Source organism: Massilia soli, from assembly GCF_016809835.1.
GTDB classification, from domain to species: Bacteria; Pseudomonadota; Gammaproteobacteria; order Burkholderiales; family Burkholderiaceae_D; genus Telluria_A; species Telluria_A soli.
Map to the genome: position 1 here is coordinate 67,966 of NZ_JAFBIL020000010.1, position 16,309 is coordinate 84,274.

Here is a 16,309-nt window from a genome sequence, read left to right on the forward strand (position 1 = left end):
GGACTGCTTTCGTTGGCAGCAGATGATGCATCAATTATTCAGCAATACCTGAGCAATCAAACCGGTGGCCAGCGCTACCAGCGCATAGTCATTGCCTGCCTGGACCCAGTGATAACCGCGCGGCGGCGCATACAGGCGGCGCTGGCGCCAGTCGTTGACCACATAGCGCGAACCGCGGTACTCGTGTGCCATGTATCCGCCGCGATAGACCCGGTAGTTCGAGCCGGTGGTGTAATGGCGGCGCTGGACACTGCGGCGGCCGTCGTAGCGGTCAGTGCGGTCGTAGCGGTCATTGCGGTCGTAACGGCCATCATTGCCGTAGTGCGCACGCTGGTTGCTGTCATAACGCTCGCCGCGATAGCGGTTGTCGTTGCGGTCGCCCTGCTCGTATCGGCCGTGACGGTCGTTGCGGTTATCGCGCTCGTACGATTGCGCGAGCGCCGCGCCGGAAGTAAAGGTAGCTGCAATTGCGGCAAAGATGAGGGCTTTCGTATTCATGTGAGCTCCTGAGTGAAGTGAAACCAGTTGTCTGCCTGGGCTCCTGCAAAAACATCCTCTGCGGGAGATGAGCTAGTACAGTTCCTTCGCCCATGAATCCATTAAACCCCATCCAAATGTACAGTTCTACCGTTTACCAGTAAGAAGTGTTACGCGAGGTATCAGCGGAGAGAGGTCAACCTCAGAGGAAAAAGGTGATGTTGACGTTAAGTGTGGAATTCATTCTTCCTTCCCGCGCAGGCGCACTGGTGTCCGGAATATTCTTGTTGACAGTCCGATTGCATCAATCGGGTTCGGGGCGCTCACAGAAATCACGACATTGAGACTAGAAATGCAAGACCTAACGTCGCCCCTGCGAAGGCAGGGGTCCATGCTCGGCACGATTTGTATGGACCCCTGCCTGCGCAGGGGCGACGTTGCAGGCGGGAATCCATACTCAAGCCGGGTAGCCGACCGGCGTCTCGCGTTTACAGCCGGTATGGGTGCCCGCCTGAGCGGGCACGACGTGACGGCGTCCACTCCGCTGTCCACATGTAACGGTGACATGGCGAAAAAAAACCGCGCCGTATTTACGGTGCGGTTTTTTCTGGTGTGGCCCTGACGTTCAATGCGTCGGCTTCTCGCCTTTCGGCGCCGGCGGAGGCGGTGGCGGCGTGGCCGATTCGACCGGCTTGCCGTTCTTGCCGAGCACCTGCACGAAGATCTCGTTCTGCTTGATCATGCCCAGCTCGAAACGCGCGCGCTCCTCGACCGCCCCGGTACCGGTCTTCAGGTCAACGACCTCCGATTCCAGCTTGGCGTTGCGCGCCTTGCGGTCCGCCGCGCTTTGCTGCGCGTCGGCGACCTGGCTTTCCAGGTCGTACACGCGCAGCCAGCCGCCCTTGCCCAGCCAAAGCGGGTACTGGATCAACAGCAGCAGTGCTGCGAGTGCGAGCGTAATCAGGCGCATCAAGCGTCCGGCCTTAGTGTTACTTCAGGTTGTAGAACGCGTCGCGGCCAGGATAGCTGGCGATGTCGCCCAGGTCTTCTTCAATGCGCAGCAGCTGGTTGTACTTGGCCATGCGGTCCGAACGCGACAGCGAGCCGGTCTTGATCTGCAAGGCGTTGCAGCCAACCGCGATATCGGCGATGGTCGAGTCTTCGGTTTCGCCCGAGCGGTGCGAGATCACGGCGGTGTAGCCGGCGCGCTTGGCCATCTCGATCGCTGCGAAGGTCTCGGTCAGGGTGCCGATCTGGTTGATCTTGATGAGGATCGAATTGGCGATGCCCTTCGAGATGCCCTCTTTCAGGATCTTGGTGTTGGTGACATACAGGTCGTCGCCGACCAGCTGCACCTTCTTGCCCAGCGCCTGGGTCAGGATCGCCCAGCCGTCCCAGTCGTTTTCCGCCATTGCGTCTTCGATCGAGATGATCGGGTACTTGTCGCACCAGGTCGCGAGCATGTTGGTAAATTCGGTCGCGGTGAGCGACAGGCCTTCGCCCGACAGCACATACTTGCCGTCCTTGTGGAATTCGCTGGCCGCGCAATCGAGGCCCAGTGCGATCTGGGTGCCTGGCTCGTAGCCGGCTTCTTCGATCGCCTGCATGATCAGCTTGATCGCTTCTTCGTGGTTGGCCACGTTCGGTGCGAAGCCGCCTTCGTCGCCGACCGAGGTCGCCATGCCTTTGGCGTGCAGGATCTTCTTCAGCGTGTGGAATACTTCCGCGCCGTAGCGAACCGCTTCCTTGAAGCTTGGCGCGCCAACCGGGATGATCATGAATTCCTGGATGTCCAGGTTGTTGTCGGCGTGTGCGCCGCCGTTGATGACGTTCATCATCGGTACCGGCATCTGCATCGCGCCCGAACCGCCGAAGTAGCGGTACAGCGGCAGGCCGGCTTCTTCGGCGGCGGCCTTGGCCACTGCCATCGACACCGCCAGCATGGCGTTGGCGCCCAGGCGGCTCTTGTTCTCGGTACCATCGAGGTCGATCAGCGTGCGGTCGAGGAACGCTTGCTCGTTCGCGTCCAGGCCCATGATCGCTTCGGAGATCTCGGTGTTGATATTCTCGCAGGCCTGCAGCACGCCCTTGCCGAAATAGCGCTTCATGTCGCCGTCGCGCAGCTCGATCGCTTCGCGCGAACCGGTAGAAGCGCCTGAAGGCACCGCAGCGCGGCCCATCACGCCCGACTCCAGCAGCACGTCGCATTCCACGGTCGGATTGCCGCGCGAGTCAATGATCTCACGGCCGATAATATCAACGATAGCACTCATGTTTCAGTCTCCGGAAAGGTAAAAAATTCGTCGCGTGCAAAAGCCGAACGCCCACATGGGGCGCTCGGGTGCAGGGTGTTATTTACATCAATTGAAGCTGTTTTCCAGGAAGGCGGTCTTCTTGACCACCCGGTCGATCTCGATCAGGGTCGACAGCAGCTCCTTCATCCGGCCCAGCGGCACCGCGTTGGGGCCGTCCGACATCGCTTGCGCAGGGTTCGGGTGGGTTTCCATGAACAGGCCGGCCACGCCGACCGCCACCGCGGCGCGCGAGAGCACCGGGATGTGTTCGCGCTGGCCGCCCGACGAGGTACCCTGCCCGCCAGGCAGCTGCACCGAGTGGGTGGCGTCGAAGACGACCGGGCAGTTCGATTCGCGCATGATGGCGAGCGAACGCATGTCCGACACCAGGTTGTTGTAGCCGAACGAAGCGCCGCGCTCGCAGGCCATGAAGTTGTCTTCATTCAGGCCAGCCGCGCGTGCTGCAGCGCGGGCCTTGTCGATGACGTTCTTCATGTCGCCCGGTGCCAGGAACTGGCCCTTCTTGATATTCACCGGCAGGCCGGACTGCGCGCAGGCGATGATGAAATCGGTCTGGCGGCACAGGAAGGCCGGGGTCTGCAGCACGTCGACGACGCTGGCGACCATCGGGATTTCTTCCACCGTGTGCACGTCGGTGAGGACCGGCACGCCGATCTCGCGCTTGACGTCGGCCAGGATCTCCAGGCCCTTCTCCATGCCCGGACCGCGGAAGGTCGTACCCGACGAGCGGTTGGCCTTGTCGAAGGACGACTTGTAGATGAACGGGATGCCCAGCGCCGACGTGATTTCCTTCAGCGTGCCGGCGGTGTCCATCGCCATCTGGCGCGACTCGATCACGCAGGTGCCCGAAATCAGGAAGAACGGCTGGTCCTGGCCGACATCGAATCCACAGAGCTTCATGCTGCATCTCCTTGCAAAGCCGGCGCGCCGTTGTTGGCGGCCTGGCTGTTGGCTGCCTGGTGTGCCAGCGCAGCCTTGATGAATGACGTGAACAGCGGGTGGCCGGTGCGCGGGGTCGACTTGAACTCCGGGTGATACTGGACGCCCATGTACCACGGGTGCGAGTTGTCGCCGCTGCGCGGCAGTTCCATGATTTCGCACAGGTCTTCGGTCGGGGTACGCGCCGACACCACCAGGCCCGCCGCTTCGACGCGTCCGAGGTAATGGTTGTTCGCCTCGTAGCGGTGACGGTGACGCTCGGTCACCACGCTGCCGTAGATTTCCGCTGCCAGCGTGCCCGGATTGACCGCGCAGGTCTGCGCGCCAAGGCGCATGGTGCCGCCCAGGTCGGAATTTTCGTCGCGCTTTTCGACCTTGCCATCGTGGTTCTGCCACTCGTTGATGAGGGCGACGACCGGCTGGTCGGTATCGGTATCGAACTCGGTCGAGTTGGCGTTGGTCAGTCCTGCCATGTGGCGGGCGTATTCGATCAGCGCAACTTGCATGCCGAGGCAGATGCCCAGGTAAGGGATCTTGTTTTCACGGGCATAGCGCGCCGCCATGATCTTGCCTTCCACGCCGCGCTTGCCGAAGCCGCCCGGTACCAGGATGGCGTCGTACTTGGCCAGGTGGGCGCAGCCGCGCGTCTCGATGTCTTCCGAGTCGAGGTATTCGATGTTGACGCGGCTTTCGGTGTGGATGCCGGCGTGGCGCAGCGCTTCGGTCAGCGACTTGTACGATTCGGTCAGGTCGACGTACTTGCCGACCATGCCGATGGTGACCGATGCCTTCGGATGCTCCAGCGCGTGAATCAGCTTGGTCCATACCGACAGGTCGGCCGGCGGCGCTTCGATGCCGAGTGCTTCGAGGATGATCTCGTCGAGGCCCTGGTCGTGCAGCACCTGCGGCACTTTGTAAATGGTGTCCACGTCCCAGACCGAAATCACGGCCTGCTGTTCAACGTTCGAGAACAGCGAAATCTTGGCGCGTTCGTCCTCCGGGATCGGGCGGTCGGCGCGGCACAGCAGCGCGTTCGGCGAGATGCCGATCTCGCGCAGCTTTTGCACGCTGTGCTGGGTAGGCTTGGTTTTCAGTTCGCCGGCCGATGCGATGTACGGCACCAGGGTCAGGTGAACGAAAGCGGCCGACTTGCGGCCGGCGCGCAGCGACAGCTGGCGCGCCGCTTCCAGGAACGGCAGCGATTCGATGTCGCCCACGGTACCGCCGATTTCCACCAGCGCGATATCCACGCCTTCGGCGCCGCGGTAGATGTAATCCTGGATCTCGTTGGTGATGTGCGGGATGACCTGCACGGTCTTGCCGAGGTACTCGCCGCGGCGTTCCTTGCGGATCACCGATTCGTAGATCTGGCCGGTCGTGAAATTGTTCACCTTGCGCATGCGGGTGCTGATGAATCGCTCGTAGTGGCCGAGGTCGAGGTCGGTCTCGGCCCCGTCGTCGGTAACGAATACCTCACCGTGCTGCAGAGGGCTCATCGTGCCCGGATCGACGTTGATGTACGGGTCGAGCTTGAGCATGGTGACTTTGAGGCCGCGCGATTCGAGGATCGCGGCGAGGGAGGCGGCGGCAATCCCTTTACCAAGGGAAGACACAACGCCACCGGTGACGAAGACAAATTTGGTCATTGCAGAATGGTGCCGAACGGCACGCGCGGGAAATTGAAATTATACCCTAAACCGGCTGATACTGCCGCAGGACAAGGCAAAAATCCTCAACTCCCGGGCTGGTGAACCTGCGCCCGCCATGCACCGTGAATGGCATGCGGTTAGTTTGACCAAAAGGCTGGCTCGCTGTAACGGGAGGTTATATGATCGTGCACCTTTGTCAATGAGAGTTGCCATGCACTCCACAGATCCCAGCGTCGGCCCGCCCCCGGACGGCGACACCGCCGGCCTGTCGTCCGACGCCGCCAACGACGCCATCGCCGAGCCGCAGACCCATGCTTTCAGCTTCACGGGCAGCGGGTCGGAATACTTCAGGATCTGGATCGTCAATCTGTTCCTGTCGGTGGTGACATTGGGCGTGTACTCGGCCTGGGCCAAGGTGAGGCGCCTGCAATACTTCGACCGCAACACCCAGCTGGCCGGCGCCAGCTTCGATTTCGACGGCGACCCCAAGGCGATCTTGCGCGGACGGGTGCTGGCGGTGGCGCTGCTGGCGGCCTACCACTACGCGTTCGGCTTCTCGCTGGCGGTTGGCCTTGCGGTGGTGACGCTGCTGTTGATCGCGCTGCCCTTCATGATGCGCGGCGCGTTGCGTTTCCGCCTCCGGAATACCCGCTACCGCGGACTACGCTTCAATTTCTCCGGATCCGGGCGCGGCGCGTATGCCGCCTACCTGCCACCGGTGCTGCTGTTCTTTGCGCCAGCCGCGCTGCTGGCGATCGACCCGACAGGCGCAGTGGTCGGGGTGTTCTTACTCGGGTACCTGGCCTGGCCGCTGATGCATGGGGCAATGAAGCGCTACCAGCATCGCCACCTGGAATTCGGGTCGCAGCGGGCGTCGTTCGACATCAAGAAGCGCAAATTCTTCCGGCCCTACCTCGCGGTGGTCGGCCTGTGGATTGCCGCGGTGATCATCATCTCGCTCGCCGTTACCGGCGCCACGTTCGCCATCGCGTCCGGCTCCGGACCTGAACTGGCTGCCTACGCGCAGTTGGCTGCAGCCCTTGCGTTGATCTACGTGTTCTATCTGGTAGCCGGACCATACGTGCAGGTCCGGGTCGGCAACATGGTCTGGTCGGGCACCAGCTTTCCCGGCATCACGATCTCGTCGCACCTGAAAGCGCGCGGCTACGTGCGGCTGCAATCGGTCAACGCCCTGCTCACGGTGCTCAGTGTTGGGCTGTACCGCCCTTTCGCGGTCGTGCGCGCCTACGAATACCGGCTGGCCCACATGACGGTGCAAACGCACGACAATTTTGAACGCATCGCAGCCGGCGTCACCCAGTCATCGCGCGCTGCCAGCAGCGACGGTGTTGCCGACTTCCTCGGCGTCGATCTTTCCTGGTAAGGGCCGCAAATGATTCTGGCACACTATTTCGACGGCCTCAGCGCCCGCCTGCACCTGGTCCACCTCGACCTGGCCGGTGGCGCCATCAGTCTCGCAGGTCCCGACCTGGTACGGTCCTATGCGTTCTCGGAGACGACACTGGCCGAACCCTTCGCGCGCGCCGTTGGCGTGCTCGATTTCGCTGACGGCGCGCGCTGCGAGATCGGCGACCCCGCCGCCACCGCCGCGATTGCCGCCGCGCTGGGCTACCGCAAGTCGCGCGTGGTGCGGTGGCAGGACCGCTGGCATGCCGCCCTGCTGGCCTTGGTTTTACTCGTTGCGACGCTGTTTGCCGCCGTACAGTGGGGCGTGCCGGCGTTGACCAGCCGCATGGTGGCGGCGTTACCGGATTCAGTCGACCAGCAAGTTGGCGATGCCGCGTTCGAGGCCGTGTCCGAAGAATGGTTCGACGACAGCCGCCTGAGCGACCAGCGGATCGCCGAAGTGCAGGCGATGTTCCAGGCGGTAGCGCCAGCGCGGCCACGGCTGCCGATGCAGCTGCACGTGATGAACGCCGCGACACTGCCCCCGAACGCGCTGGCCTTCCCGAACGGGCAGATCGTCGTTACGGACAGCATGATCCTGCACATCCTCGGCGGCGAGGCCGATTTCGACGACGACGCGCGCGCGATGCTGACCGGCGTGCTCGCCCATGAAGTTGCCCACCTCCACCATCGCCATTCGATGCAAACGCTGGCACGCTCATCGATGCTGGCGGCGCTGTCGGCAACGCTGTTCGGCGACTTCAGCGCCGTGGTTGCCGGCGCGCCAGTCCTCCTGCTCAACATGGAATACTCGCGCGACATGGAAACCCAGGCCGACGCCTACGCGGTAGCGCGCATGAAACAACTGGGCCTGCCGCCGGCCGCCCTGGCGCAACTGTTCGAATCGCTCGACGCCGCTTCCCCTGGGGAAAGCATGCTGCCGCGCTGGATGCAACAGGCTGGCAACTACTTCGGCAGCCATCCCGCCACCAAAGAGCGCAGCGCAGCGATACGCGGCGCCGATCGCTAGCTGAGTGAAGCACCGTACAGACTTGCCAACCTCCAACGCCCATGCTGGGATTTTTCCTACCACCACGGAGGCTGATATGTCCTACGAACAACGCGATGCTTACGGCATGTATGCCGACAAGGGCCACAAGGGCCCGGGCCCGGAACTGATGGGCGCCGAGACACTGATCGGCAACCACGTGCACAACCTGAAAAACGAGCACCTTGGCGAGATCAAGGAAATCATGCTCGACATGCGCACCGGCCAGGTGGCGTACGCGGTGATGTCGAGCGGCGGCGTGCTGTCGATCGGCGAAAAACTGTTCGCGGTACCGTGGGAAGCGCTCACGCTCGACACCGTGCACAAGCGCTTCACGATGGACGTCGACAAGTCGCTGATCGAAAACGCTCCGGGTTTCGACACTGACCATTGGCCCGACATGGCTGAACAGCAATGGGCGCACCAGATCCACAGCTACTACGGCACCCAGCAGCAACGGCAATAACCGTCCCACCCACCTGATCAGGTGCGGCACTCCTGAAAGTACTTAAAATAGTACCTTTCTGATCACATAGTTCCAAAATCGGGGACAGACCACCATTTTAGAAGATTCTAAAATGGTGGTCTGTCCCCGATTTTGGAACTATCCGATTTTGGCATTATGTTTAGCAGAAGTTGCGGCTGGAGGTGTCGAGCCGGCCGAGCAGGTGCGACATGTCAACCAGCCGCTTGGCCACCAGGTGCTTGACCTTGCCCTGGCTTTGCCACACGCCATACACGCCAAGCAGCGGCGCACCAAGCACTTCGCGCCGCTGCTGCTCCACCAGCGACGGCCAGACAATCACATTGACGTTGCCGGTCTCGTCTTCCAAAGTCACAAACAACACCCCCTTCGCAGTGGCCGGTCGCTGCCTAACCGTGACCAGGCCGCAAGCGCGCGCCAGCTGGCCGTCCTGGTAATCGGCCAGGGTCGAGGCGGGCATGAAGCGCTGCGCCAGCAGGCGTTCGCGCAGCAGCGCCAGCGGATGCCGACCCAGTGTCAGCCCTTGCGCGCGGTAGTCGCCGACGATTTCGTCGCCTTCGCTCGGCGCGCGTAGCGTTGGCGTGTCTTCGGCCAGCGAGGTTGGACGCAGCAGGTCCTTGTCGGGCACCGCGCCGACCGCCTGCCAGAGGGCCTGGCGCCGGTTGCCGGCCAGCGACCGCAGCGCGTTGGCGCCGGCCAGCACCTGCAGGTCGTGACGGTCCAGATGCGCGCGGCGCGCCAGGTCGCTGACGCTGGCAAATGGCCGGATCGCGCGCGCCTCTTCAATGCGCGCCGCGGCTTCCTTGCGCATGCCGCGCTGGAGCGACAGCCCGAGGCGCACCGCGGCTTGCGGCCGCTCGCCCGCGCCGGGCGCCGCGGCGGGTTCCAGCGCGCTGTCCCAGCCGCTGATGGCGATGTCCACCGGCCGCACTTCGATGCCGTGGCGCTGCGCGTCCTGCACCAGTTGCGAGGGGCTGTAGAAGCCCATCGGCTGGCTGTTGAGCAGCGCGCACATGAAGGCCGCCGGTTCGTGGCACTTGAGCCAGGAGCTGGCATACGCCAGCAGCGCGAAGCTGGCGGCGTGCGACTCGGGGAAGCCGTATTCGCCGAAACCCTGGATCTGGCTGAAGATCGATTCGGCGAACTCGCGTTCATAGCCGCGTTCGAGCATGCCGCCGACAATCCGGTCGTAGTATTTTTCAAGCCCGCCCTTGCGCTTCCACGCCGCCATCGCGCGCCGCAGCTGGTCGGCTTCGCCGGGCGTGAACCCCGCCGCCAGCATCGCCACCTGCATCACCTGCTCCTGGAAGATCGGCACGCCCAGCGTCCGCTCCAGCGCAACCTTCATTTCCGGCTTCGGGTAATTGACCGGCTCAAGGCCCTGCCGGCGCCGCAAATACGGGTGCACCATGCCGCCCTGGATAGGACCCGGGCGCACTACCGCCACCTCGATCACCAGGTCGTAGAAGGTGCGTGGCAGCATCCGCGGCAGCATGCTCATTTGCGCGCGCGATTCGATCTGGAACACGCCGATGGTGTCGGCGGCGCAGATCATGTCGTAGGTGGCCGGGTCTTCCGCGGGTATGTCCTGCATCGAGAAGATCATGCCGCGCTGCTGCCCAACCAGGTCGAGCGTGCGGCGCAGCGCCGACAGCATGCCCAGCGCGAGGATGTCGACCTTGAGCAGGCCAAGTTCTTCGAGATCGTCCTTGTCCCACTGGATCACGCTGCGGTCGGCCATCGCCGCGTTCTCGATCGGGACCAGGCGCGACAGCTTGCCTTGCGCGATGACGAAGCCGCCCGGGTGCTGCGACAGGTGGCGCGGGAAGCCAAGCAGGCGCTGGGCCAGCGTGGCCCATTGCTGCGCCAGGTCGGACTGCGGATCGAGCCCGCTTTCGGCCAGCCGGTTGAGCAGGTCTTCCTTGCTGTCGAACCAGTGGTGGTTCTTGGCGACCTTTTCGACAATCGCCAGGTCGATGCCGAGCGCCTTGCCACTGTCGCGCAGCGCGCTCTTGGGCCGGTACGAAATCACCACCGCGGCCAGCGCCGCGCGGTGGCGCCCGTACTTCTGGTAGATGTACTGGATGACTTCTTCGCGGCGCTGGTGTTCGAAGTCGACGTCGATGTCGGGCGGCTCGTTGCGTTCCTTCGAGATGAAGCGCTCGAACAGCAGGTTGCCGCGCGCCGGGTCGACCTCGGTGATGCTCAGGCAGTAGCACACCGCGGAGTTGGCGGCCGATCCCCTGCCCTGGCACAGAATGCCGACCGAGCGCGCATAGCGCACGATGTCGTACACGGTCAAAAAGTAGGGCTCGTAGTTCAGCTGCCCGATCAGGTCGAGCTCATATTCGACCTGGGCCTGCACCTTGGCCGGTATCCCTTGCGGGAAGCGGTGGTGCGCGCCGATGTAGGTTTCGCTGCGCAGGTAGGCCGCCGCGGTCTGCCCGGGCGGCACCAGTTCGTCGGGATACTCGTAGCGCAGTTCGTCGAGCGAAAAGGTGCACAGGCGCGCGATGCGCAGCGTCTCGGCCAGCACGTCCGGCGTGTAGATGTTGGCCAGCCGCAGCCGCGCGCGCAGGTGCTGTTCGGCGTTCTGCGACAGCGAGTAGCCGCACTCGGACAGCGCCTTGCCAAGCCGGATCGCGCACAGCGTGTCGTGCAACGGCTTGCGCGAGCGGACGTGCATGCAGACGTGGCCGAGCGCGGTAATCGGCAAGCGGTGCTGCCACGCCACCTCTTCGATGGTGCTGCGATGGGCGTCGTCGAAGGCGCGGTGCAGCAGGTTCAGGCCGACCCACGCGCGGCCCGGGAAGGTGGCCGCCATCCATGCGCACTGCCGGTGCAGTCGGTCGACGTCGGCCGCGTCGTGCCCGGGGTAGGCCGGCAGCAGGATCGCCAGGCAGTCGGGCAGCCCTTGCAGGTGCGCCTGTTCGGGCGCCGGCTCTGCGAAGTCGAAGGGCGTGAGCAGGTAGCTGCCCTTGTCGCTGCGCGTGCGCCCCAGCGTGATCAGCTCCGACAGGTTGCCATAGCCGTTGCGGTTCTGCGCCAGCACCACCAGCGACAGCGCCGGGCTGCCATCGCGATTCTGCAAATGGAAATGGGCGCCGACCAGCAGCGGCAGCCCTTCGCGCTTGGCCACGCCATGCGCCCGCACCACCCCGGCCAGCGAGCACTCGTCGGTGATCGCCAGCGCCGAATAGCCGAGCTGCACGGCGCGCGCGACCAGCTCCTCGGCATGCGAAGCGCCATGCAGGAAGGTGAAATTGGTCAGGCAGAATAGCTCGGCGTAGTCGGGCAGGCTCTGCGCTGTGGGGACAGGAAACATGGAATGGTGCCGCCAAGCGGTCGAAATAGTACTGTATAAAAACACAGTATAGACGATGCTGCGTTGCCCGACAAAGTCCGTTCCCCGCAATGCAGCACGTCTACCATGCCTGGGCAGTCGCTGGTGCTAGTGCGTTGCAATATTTACGCTGTTGTCCCATAACCACACTTAATGGTGTGATAAGTGTTTAGAATGAATTTTTTGTCTTGGAGGAATGCCGCGTGTTCAAACTCACCACCCTTCGCCGTTCGGTGCTCATCAGCCTGTACGGCAGTGTCGCCCTGGCTGCCATCGCGCCAGCCGCCTTCGCCCAGGCACCGGCCGCGCCGCAAGCGCAGTCCAGCGACGTGGTGCCAACCGTTAGCATTGTCGGCTCGCGCCGCGCCGCCACCACCTCGGCCACCGAAACCGCCGTGCCGGTCGACTTCATCCCGATGACCAAGCTTGCCGAACAAGGCAGCCAGTTCGACCTCGCCCAGACCCTGACCTATATTTCGCCATCGTTCAACTCGACCCGCCAGACCGGCGCGGACGGCGCCGACCTGGTTGACTCGGCAGCGCTGCGCGGCCTCGGTTCGGACCAGACCCTGGTGCTCATGAACGGCAAGCGCCGCCACAGCACCTCGCTGGTGAACATCTTCGGTGCGCGCAACCGCGGCAACACCGGCACCGACATGAACGCGATCCCGCTGCTGGCGGTAAAGAACATCCAGGTGCTGCGCGACGGCGCGGCCGCGCAGTACGGCTCCGACGCGATCGCCGGCGTCATCAACGTCGAGCTGAAAAAATCGCTCGGCTGCGAAACCATCTTCGGCTACGGCCAGTACTCCAAGGGCGACGGCGAGAACTTGCTGGCCTCGGGCTACTGCGGCGTGCCTGTCGCCGGCGGCGTTGTCGGCATCACCGCCGAATACCTCGACCGCGACCGCTCCAACCGCGCCGACCCTGGCAGCCTGCGTACCATCGGCGACTCCAAGGTCGAGAACCAGACTGTCTACCTGAACGGCGAAATCCCTGCCGGCCCTGGCAAAATGTACTTCACCGCCGGCCTGCAGAAGCGCGACGCATCGTCGGCCGCCTTCGGCCGCGGCCCGGACCAGATCCCGACCCGCAACGCACAGGCGATGTACCCGAACGGCTTCGCCCCGTACATCGACGCGATCATCGACGACCAGTACGGCACCATCGGCTATCGCACCAACCTGGGCGACTGGACTGCCGACCTGTCGCAGACCTACGGCTACAACAAGATGCATTACACGATCCGCAACACGCTCAACGCGTCGATCGCCAATGCCGAACTGCTGGCCGGCCGCCCTGGCAAGAGCGCCTCCGAGTTTGACGCCGGTGGCTTCTCCGCCGAGCAGATGACCACCAACGTGGACATCGCGCGCTTCTACCCAGGCATCATGAATGGCCTGAACCTCGCGTTCGGCGCCGAGTACCGCACCGAGAACTACGAGATCTTCGCCGGCGAGCCTGGCTCCTACATCGATGCCGACGGCCCAGGCTTTGGCGGCGACCCAGGAAGCCAGGGTTTCCCGGGCTTCCGTCCAGCCGACGTGACCAACCGCGACCGCCACAGCGTGGCTGCCTACATCGACGTCGAAACCGATGTAACCGACCGCCTGAAAGTATTGAGCGCGGTACGCTACGAGAAGTTCAGCGACTTCGGCAACAGCGTCACCGGCAAGCTTGCCGCGGCCTACAAGCTTGCCGACGGCGTGCTGCTGCGCGGCTCGGCCAGCACCGGCTTCCGCGCACCGTCGCTGCAGCAGGCTTACTTCTCGTCGACCTTCACGGAATTCGTCAACGGCAGTCCGATCGACTCGGTGTTCGCACCGAACGGCGGCGCAGTGGCCAATGCGATCGGCATTCCGAAGCTGAAGGAAGAGGAATCGACCAGCTTCACGCTGGGCGCGACCTGGACCCCGACCCAAGCGACCTCGGTCACGGCCGACCTGTATCGCATCGCCATCGACGACCGCATCGTGTTCTCGGGCCGCTTCGACGCCGACAACTTCGCGCCGATCGTCCCGCTGCTGAACACGCTCGGCGTCGGCGCTGCGCAGTTCTTCGTCAACTCGATCGACACCAGGACCCAGGGCCTCGACCTGACGGTGTCGCATCGCGCCGACGTCGGACCGGGCAAGCTCAATACCTATCTCGCCATGAACCTGAGCAAGACCGAAGTCACCGGCGTGAATGCGCCTGCGGTGTTCCAGGGCTTTGAAGACGTGCTGCTGTCCGAGCGCGAGCGCCTGTTCATCGAGCAGGGCGGCCCGCGCCGCAAGGCGACGCTGGCGTTCGAATACCTGCTCGGCAAAGTCGGCACCGAATTCAAGATCATCCACTTCGGCTCGCAGACGCTGGGCACGTGGTCGGGCAGCGAATCGGTACCGAACCAGCACTACAAGCCAAAGACATCGGCAGACCTGAGCCTGACCTACAGCTTCAGCGACAAGACCAAGCTGACCGTGGGCGGCGCCAACATCTTCAACGTCAAGCCGACGGTGCAGGACGAGAACGAAACCGACAACGGCTTCAAGTACGAGTCGGTGCAGTTTGGCCTGAACGGCGCGTCCTACTTCGCGCGCCTGTGGCACAAGTTCTAAACGCTCTCGCGTAACGACGGCGCCCTCTGCCTCGCGGCACAGGGCGCCGTTTTTCATTCGGGGCCAGCATAAATACAGCCGAACATCGCCCTAGCCTGCCTTGTTCGCCTGATATACACTTGCGCGTTACGCCATCCACCCAGCCGGATATGAAACCAAATCTCCTCGCCTACGCCCTGCCCCTGTTCCTGCTCGCCGCCGCACCCGCGGCGCGCGCCGATGTCGATTACCAGCTGCGCATCAGCGACGCCGCCCAGCACCTGGCCGAAGTGCGCGCCACCTTCCCTGCGGTGAGCGGCGCCACGCTCGACGTGCAGATGCCGAACTGGCGCACCGGCCGCTACCAGATTCTCAACCTCGCCAACGGCGTGCGCACCTTCAAGGCGGTCAACGCCAACGGCGAGGCACTGCAAGTGGCCAAGACCGACAAGGGCACCTGGCAGGTCCAGACCAAGCCTGGCGACGCCGTCACTGTCAGCTACGAGGTGTATGCCAATGTACTGGGCGAGCGCACCCGCCACATCGACGACACCCACGCCTACCTCGACGCCAGCGGCGTGTTCGTCTACGCGCAGCCGTTCCGCAACGAACCGGTCAAGGTCAAGCTGGACGTGCCGGCAGGCTGGCAATCGCGTTCGGGCATGGACTCGGGCGCATGCGGCCACTGCTTCGTGGCGCCGAACTACGATGTGCTGGTCGATTCGCCGATCGAGACCGGGATCCACGAGTTCCACACCACGACCGTCGACGGCCGCACCATCGAGGTGGCGATCTGGGGCCGCGGCAACTACGACGGCAAGAAGATGACCGAGGACCTGAAGAAGATCGTGGTCGAAGGCGGCAAGCTGTATGGCGGTAAATGGCCGTTCCAGCGCTACCTGTTCATCGTCCACGCGACCGACGGCGCCGGCGGCGCCACCGAGCACCTGAACTCCACCGTGATCCAGCGTCCGCGCTGGATGTTCGCCAAGCGCAAGGACTACCTCGGTTTCCTGCGCACCGCGGCGCACGAGTTTTTCCACACCTGGAACGTCAAGGCGTACCGTCCGAAGGAGATGGTCCCTTACGAATACCAGAAGGAGAACTACAACACGCTGCTGTGGATCGCCGAAGGCCACACCTCGTACTACGATGAACTGATCGTGCTGCGCGCGGGCCTGCAGAAGCGCGAAGAGTTCATGGAGGAGTACGCGAAGACCATCGACGACTACCTGCACCAGCCGGGCCGGTTCCACCAGAGCGCAGCCGAATCGAGCTTCGACGAATGGATCTCGGTGGGCGGCGAACGCGCCCGCAACGCGTCGGTGAACATCTACTCGAAGGGCCAGGTCCTGGCGCTGATGATGGACATCGAGCTGCGCCGCCAGACCAAGGGCGCCAAAGGCCTCGAAGACATGCACCGCGTGTTGTTCGACAAGCACTCGGTGGCACAGGGCGGCTACGACCCGATGGCGGTCAAGGCAGCGCTGCGCCAGGTCAGCGGCAACGACTGGAGCGGCTGGTGGGCGCAGTACGTCGACGGCACCGCCGAGATTCCGTTCGCCGACCTGCTCAAGACGGTCGGCCTGCAGTACATGATCGACGTGCCGAAGGACGAAGAGCAGAAGGAAGAATGGTGGGCCGGCTGGAAGATGCGCGAAGGCAGCGACCCGGCGGTGGTGACGGAAGTCGAGCGCGACGGCCCGGCGTGGAAGGCCGGGATCGTGTCCGGCGACGTGCTGGTGGCGGTGAACGGCCTGAAGGTATCGGCCAAGGACCTGTCGGAGAAGCTGTACCTGTCGAAGGCGGCGCCATTCAAGCTGCACATGTTCCGCCGCGACGAACTGCGCGAAGTTCAGCTGACGCCTGTGCTGCAGCCGAAGGGCAAAGCCAAGGTCAAGGCGCTGGACAAGCCGACCGCGGAGCAGAAGGCCTTGAACGCGGCGTGGCTGGGAATGCCGTGGCCGAAAGACGAAGCCAAGAAGAAGTAAGCTCGTCCAAACGTAGGGCGGAAGAGCGGAGCGTCATCCGCCGAATGAGCGTCAACGTGACGCATGTTCGGCGGATGACG

Annotated in this window: 11 protein-coding genes; 5 read left to right on the plus strand and 6 right to left on the minus strand. The window is 63.7% G+C overall.

Going from position 1 to position 16,309, the window contains the following annotated elements; translation table 11 throughout:
- Positions 1–30: 30 nt before the first annotated feature.
- The 5 genes from I4X03_RS21655 to pyrG all read right to left on the minus strand — a co-directional run bounded on the left by I4X03_RS21655 (position 31) and on the right by pyrG (position 5,377).
- Entirely contained in the window at positions 31–498 is a 468-nt protein-coding gene (locus tag I4X03_RS21655; RefSeq protein WP_223470716.1) for an RcnB family protein, read from the minus strand.
- 604 nt (positions 499–1,102) lie between these two features.
- A complete protein-coding gene (gene ftsB, locus I4X03_RS21660) occupies positions 1,103–1,447 on the minus strand; it encodes a cell division protein FtsB (RefSeq protein ID WP_223470718.1) in 345 nt (114 codons plus the stop codon).
- 19 nt (positions 1,448–1,466) lie between these two features.
- The gene (gene eno, locus I4X03_RS21665) at positions 1,467–2,750 is read right to left on the minus strand and encodes a phosphopyruvate hydratase (RefSeq protein WP_223470720.1); all 1,284 of its coding nucleotides are present in this window, start codon (positions 2,748–2,750) and stop codon (positions 1,467–1,469) included.
- 87 nt (positions 2,751–2,837) lie between these two features.
- On the minus strand, positions 2,838–3,692 hold the full coding sequence (gene kdsA, locus I4X03_RS21670) for a 3-deoxy-8-phosphooctulonate synthase (protein ID WP_223470722.1): 855 nt from the start codon (positions 3,690–3,692) through the stop codon (positions 2,838–2,840).
- Positions 3,689–5,377, minus strand: a complete 1,689-nt coding sequence (pyrG, locus tag I4X03_RS21675; RefSeq protein WP_223470724.1) for a CTP synthase — start codon at positions 5,375–5,377, stop codon at positions 3,689–3,691. The genes kdsA and pyrG overlap by 4 nt, the downstream gene beginning before the upstream one ends.
- 214 nt (positions 5,378–5,591) lie before the next feature.
- Here pyrG and I4X03_RS21680 point away from each other — a divergent pair, with 214 nt between their 5' ends.
- The 3 genes from I4X03_RS21680 to I4X03_RS21690 all read left to right on the plus strand — a co-directional run bounded on the left by I4X03_RS21680 (position 5,592) and on the right by I4X03_RS21690 (position 8,301).
- Positions 5,592–6,764, plus strand: a complete 1,173-nt coding sequence (locus tag I4X03_RS21680) for a YjgN family protein (protein ID WP_223470726.1) — start codon at positions 5,592–5,594, stop codon at positions 6,762–6,764.
- A 9-nt stretch (positions 6,765–6,773) separates the two neighbouring features.
- Positions 6,774–7,817, plus strand: coding sequence for a M48 family metallopeptidase (locus I4X03_RS21685; RefSeq protein WP_223470728.1), 1,044 nt, complete (start codon positions 6,774–6,776; stop codon positions 7,815–7,817).
- A 76-nt stretch (positions 7,818–7,893) separates the two neighbouring features.
- Complete coding sequence (locus tag I4X03_RS21690) at positions 7,894–8,301, plus strand: PRC-barrel domain-containing protein (RefSeq protein ID WP_223470730.1); 408 nt, start codon at positions 7,894–7,896, stop codon at positions 8,299–8,301.
- A 160-nt stretch (positions 8,302–8,461) separates the two neighbouring features.
- Here I4X03_RS21690 and I4X03_RS21695 read toward each other — a convergent pair whose 3' ends face one another.
- On the minus strand, positions 8,462–11,644 hold the full coding sequence (locus I4X03_RS21695) for an error-prone DNA polymerase (RefSeq protein WP_223470739.1): 3,183 nt from the start codon (positions 11,642–11,644) through the stop codon (positions 8,462–8,464).
- 221 nt (positions 11,645–11,865) lie between these two features.
- Here I4X03_RS21695 and I4X03_RS21700 point away from each other — a divergent pair, with 221 nt between their 5' ends.
- Both I4X03_RS21700 and I4X03_RS21705 read left to right on the plus strand, forming a co-directional pair.
- Complete coding sequence (locus tag I4X03_RS21700) at positions 11,866–14,259, plus strand: TonB-dependent receptor plug domain-containing protein (RefSeq protein WP_223470747.1); 2,394 nt, start codon at positions 11,866–11,868, stop codon at positions 14,257–14,259.
- A gap of 149 nt (positions 14,260–14,408) precedes the next feature.
- On the plus strand, positions 14,409–16,229 hold the full coding sequence (locus I4X03_RS21705) for a M61 family metallopeptidase (RefSeq protein WP_223470749.1): 1,821 nt from the start codon (positions 14,409–14,411) through the stop codon (positions 16,227–16,229).
- Positions 16,230–16,309: the final 80 nt, after the last annotated feature.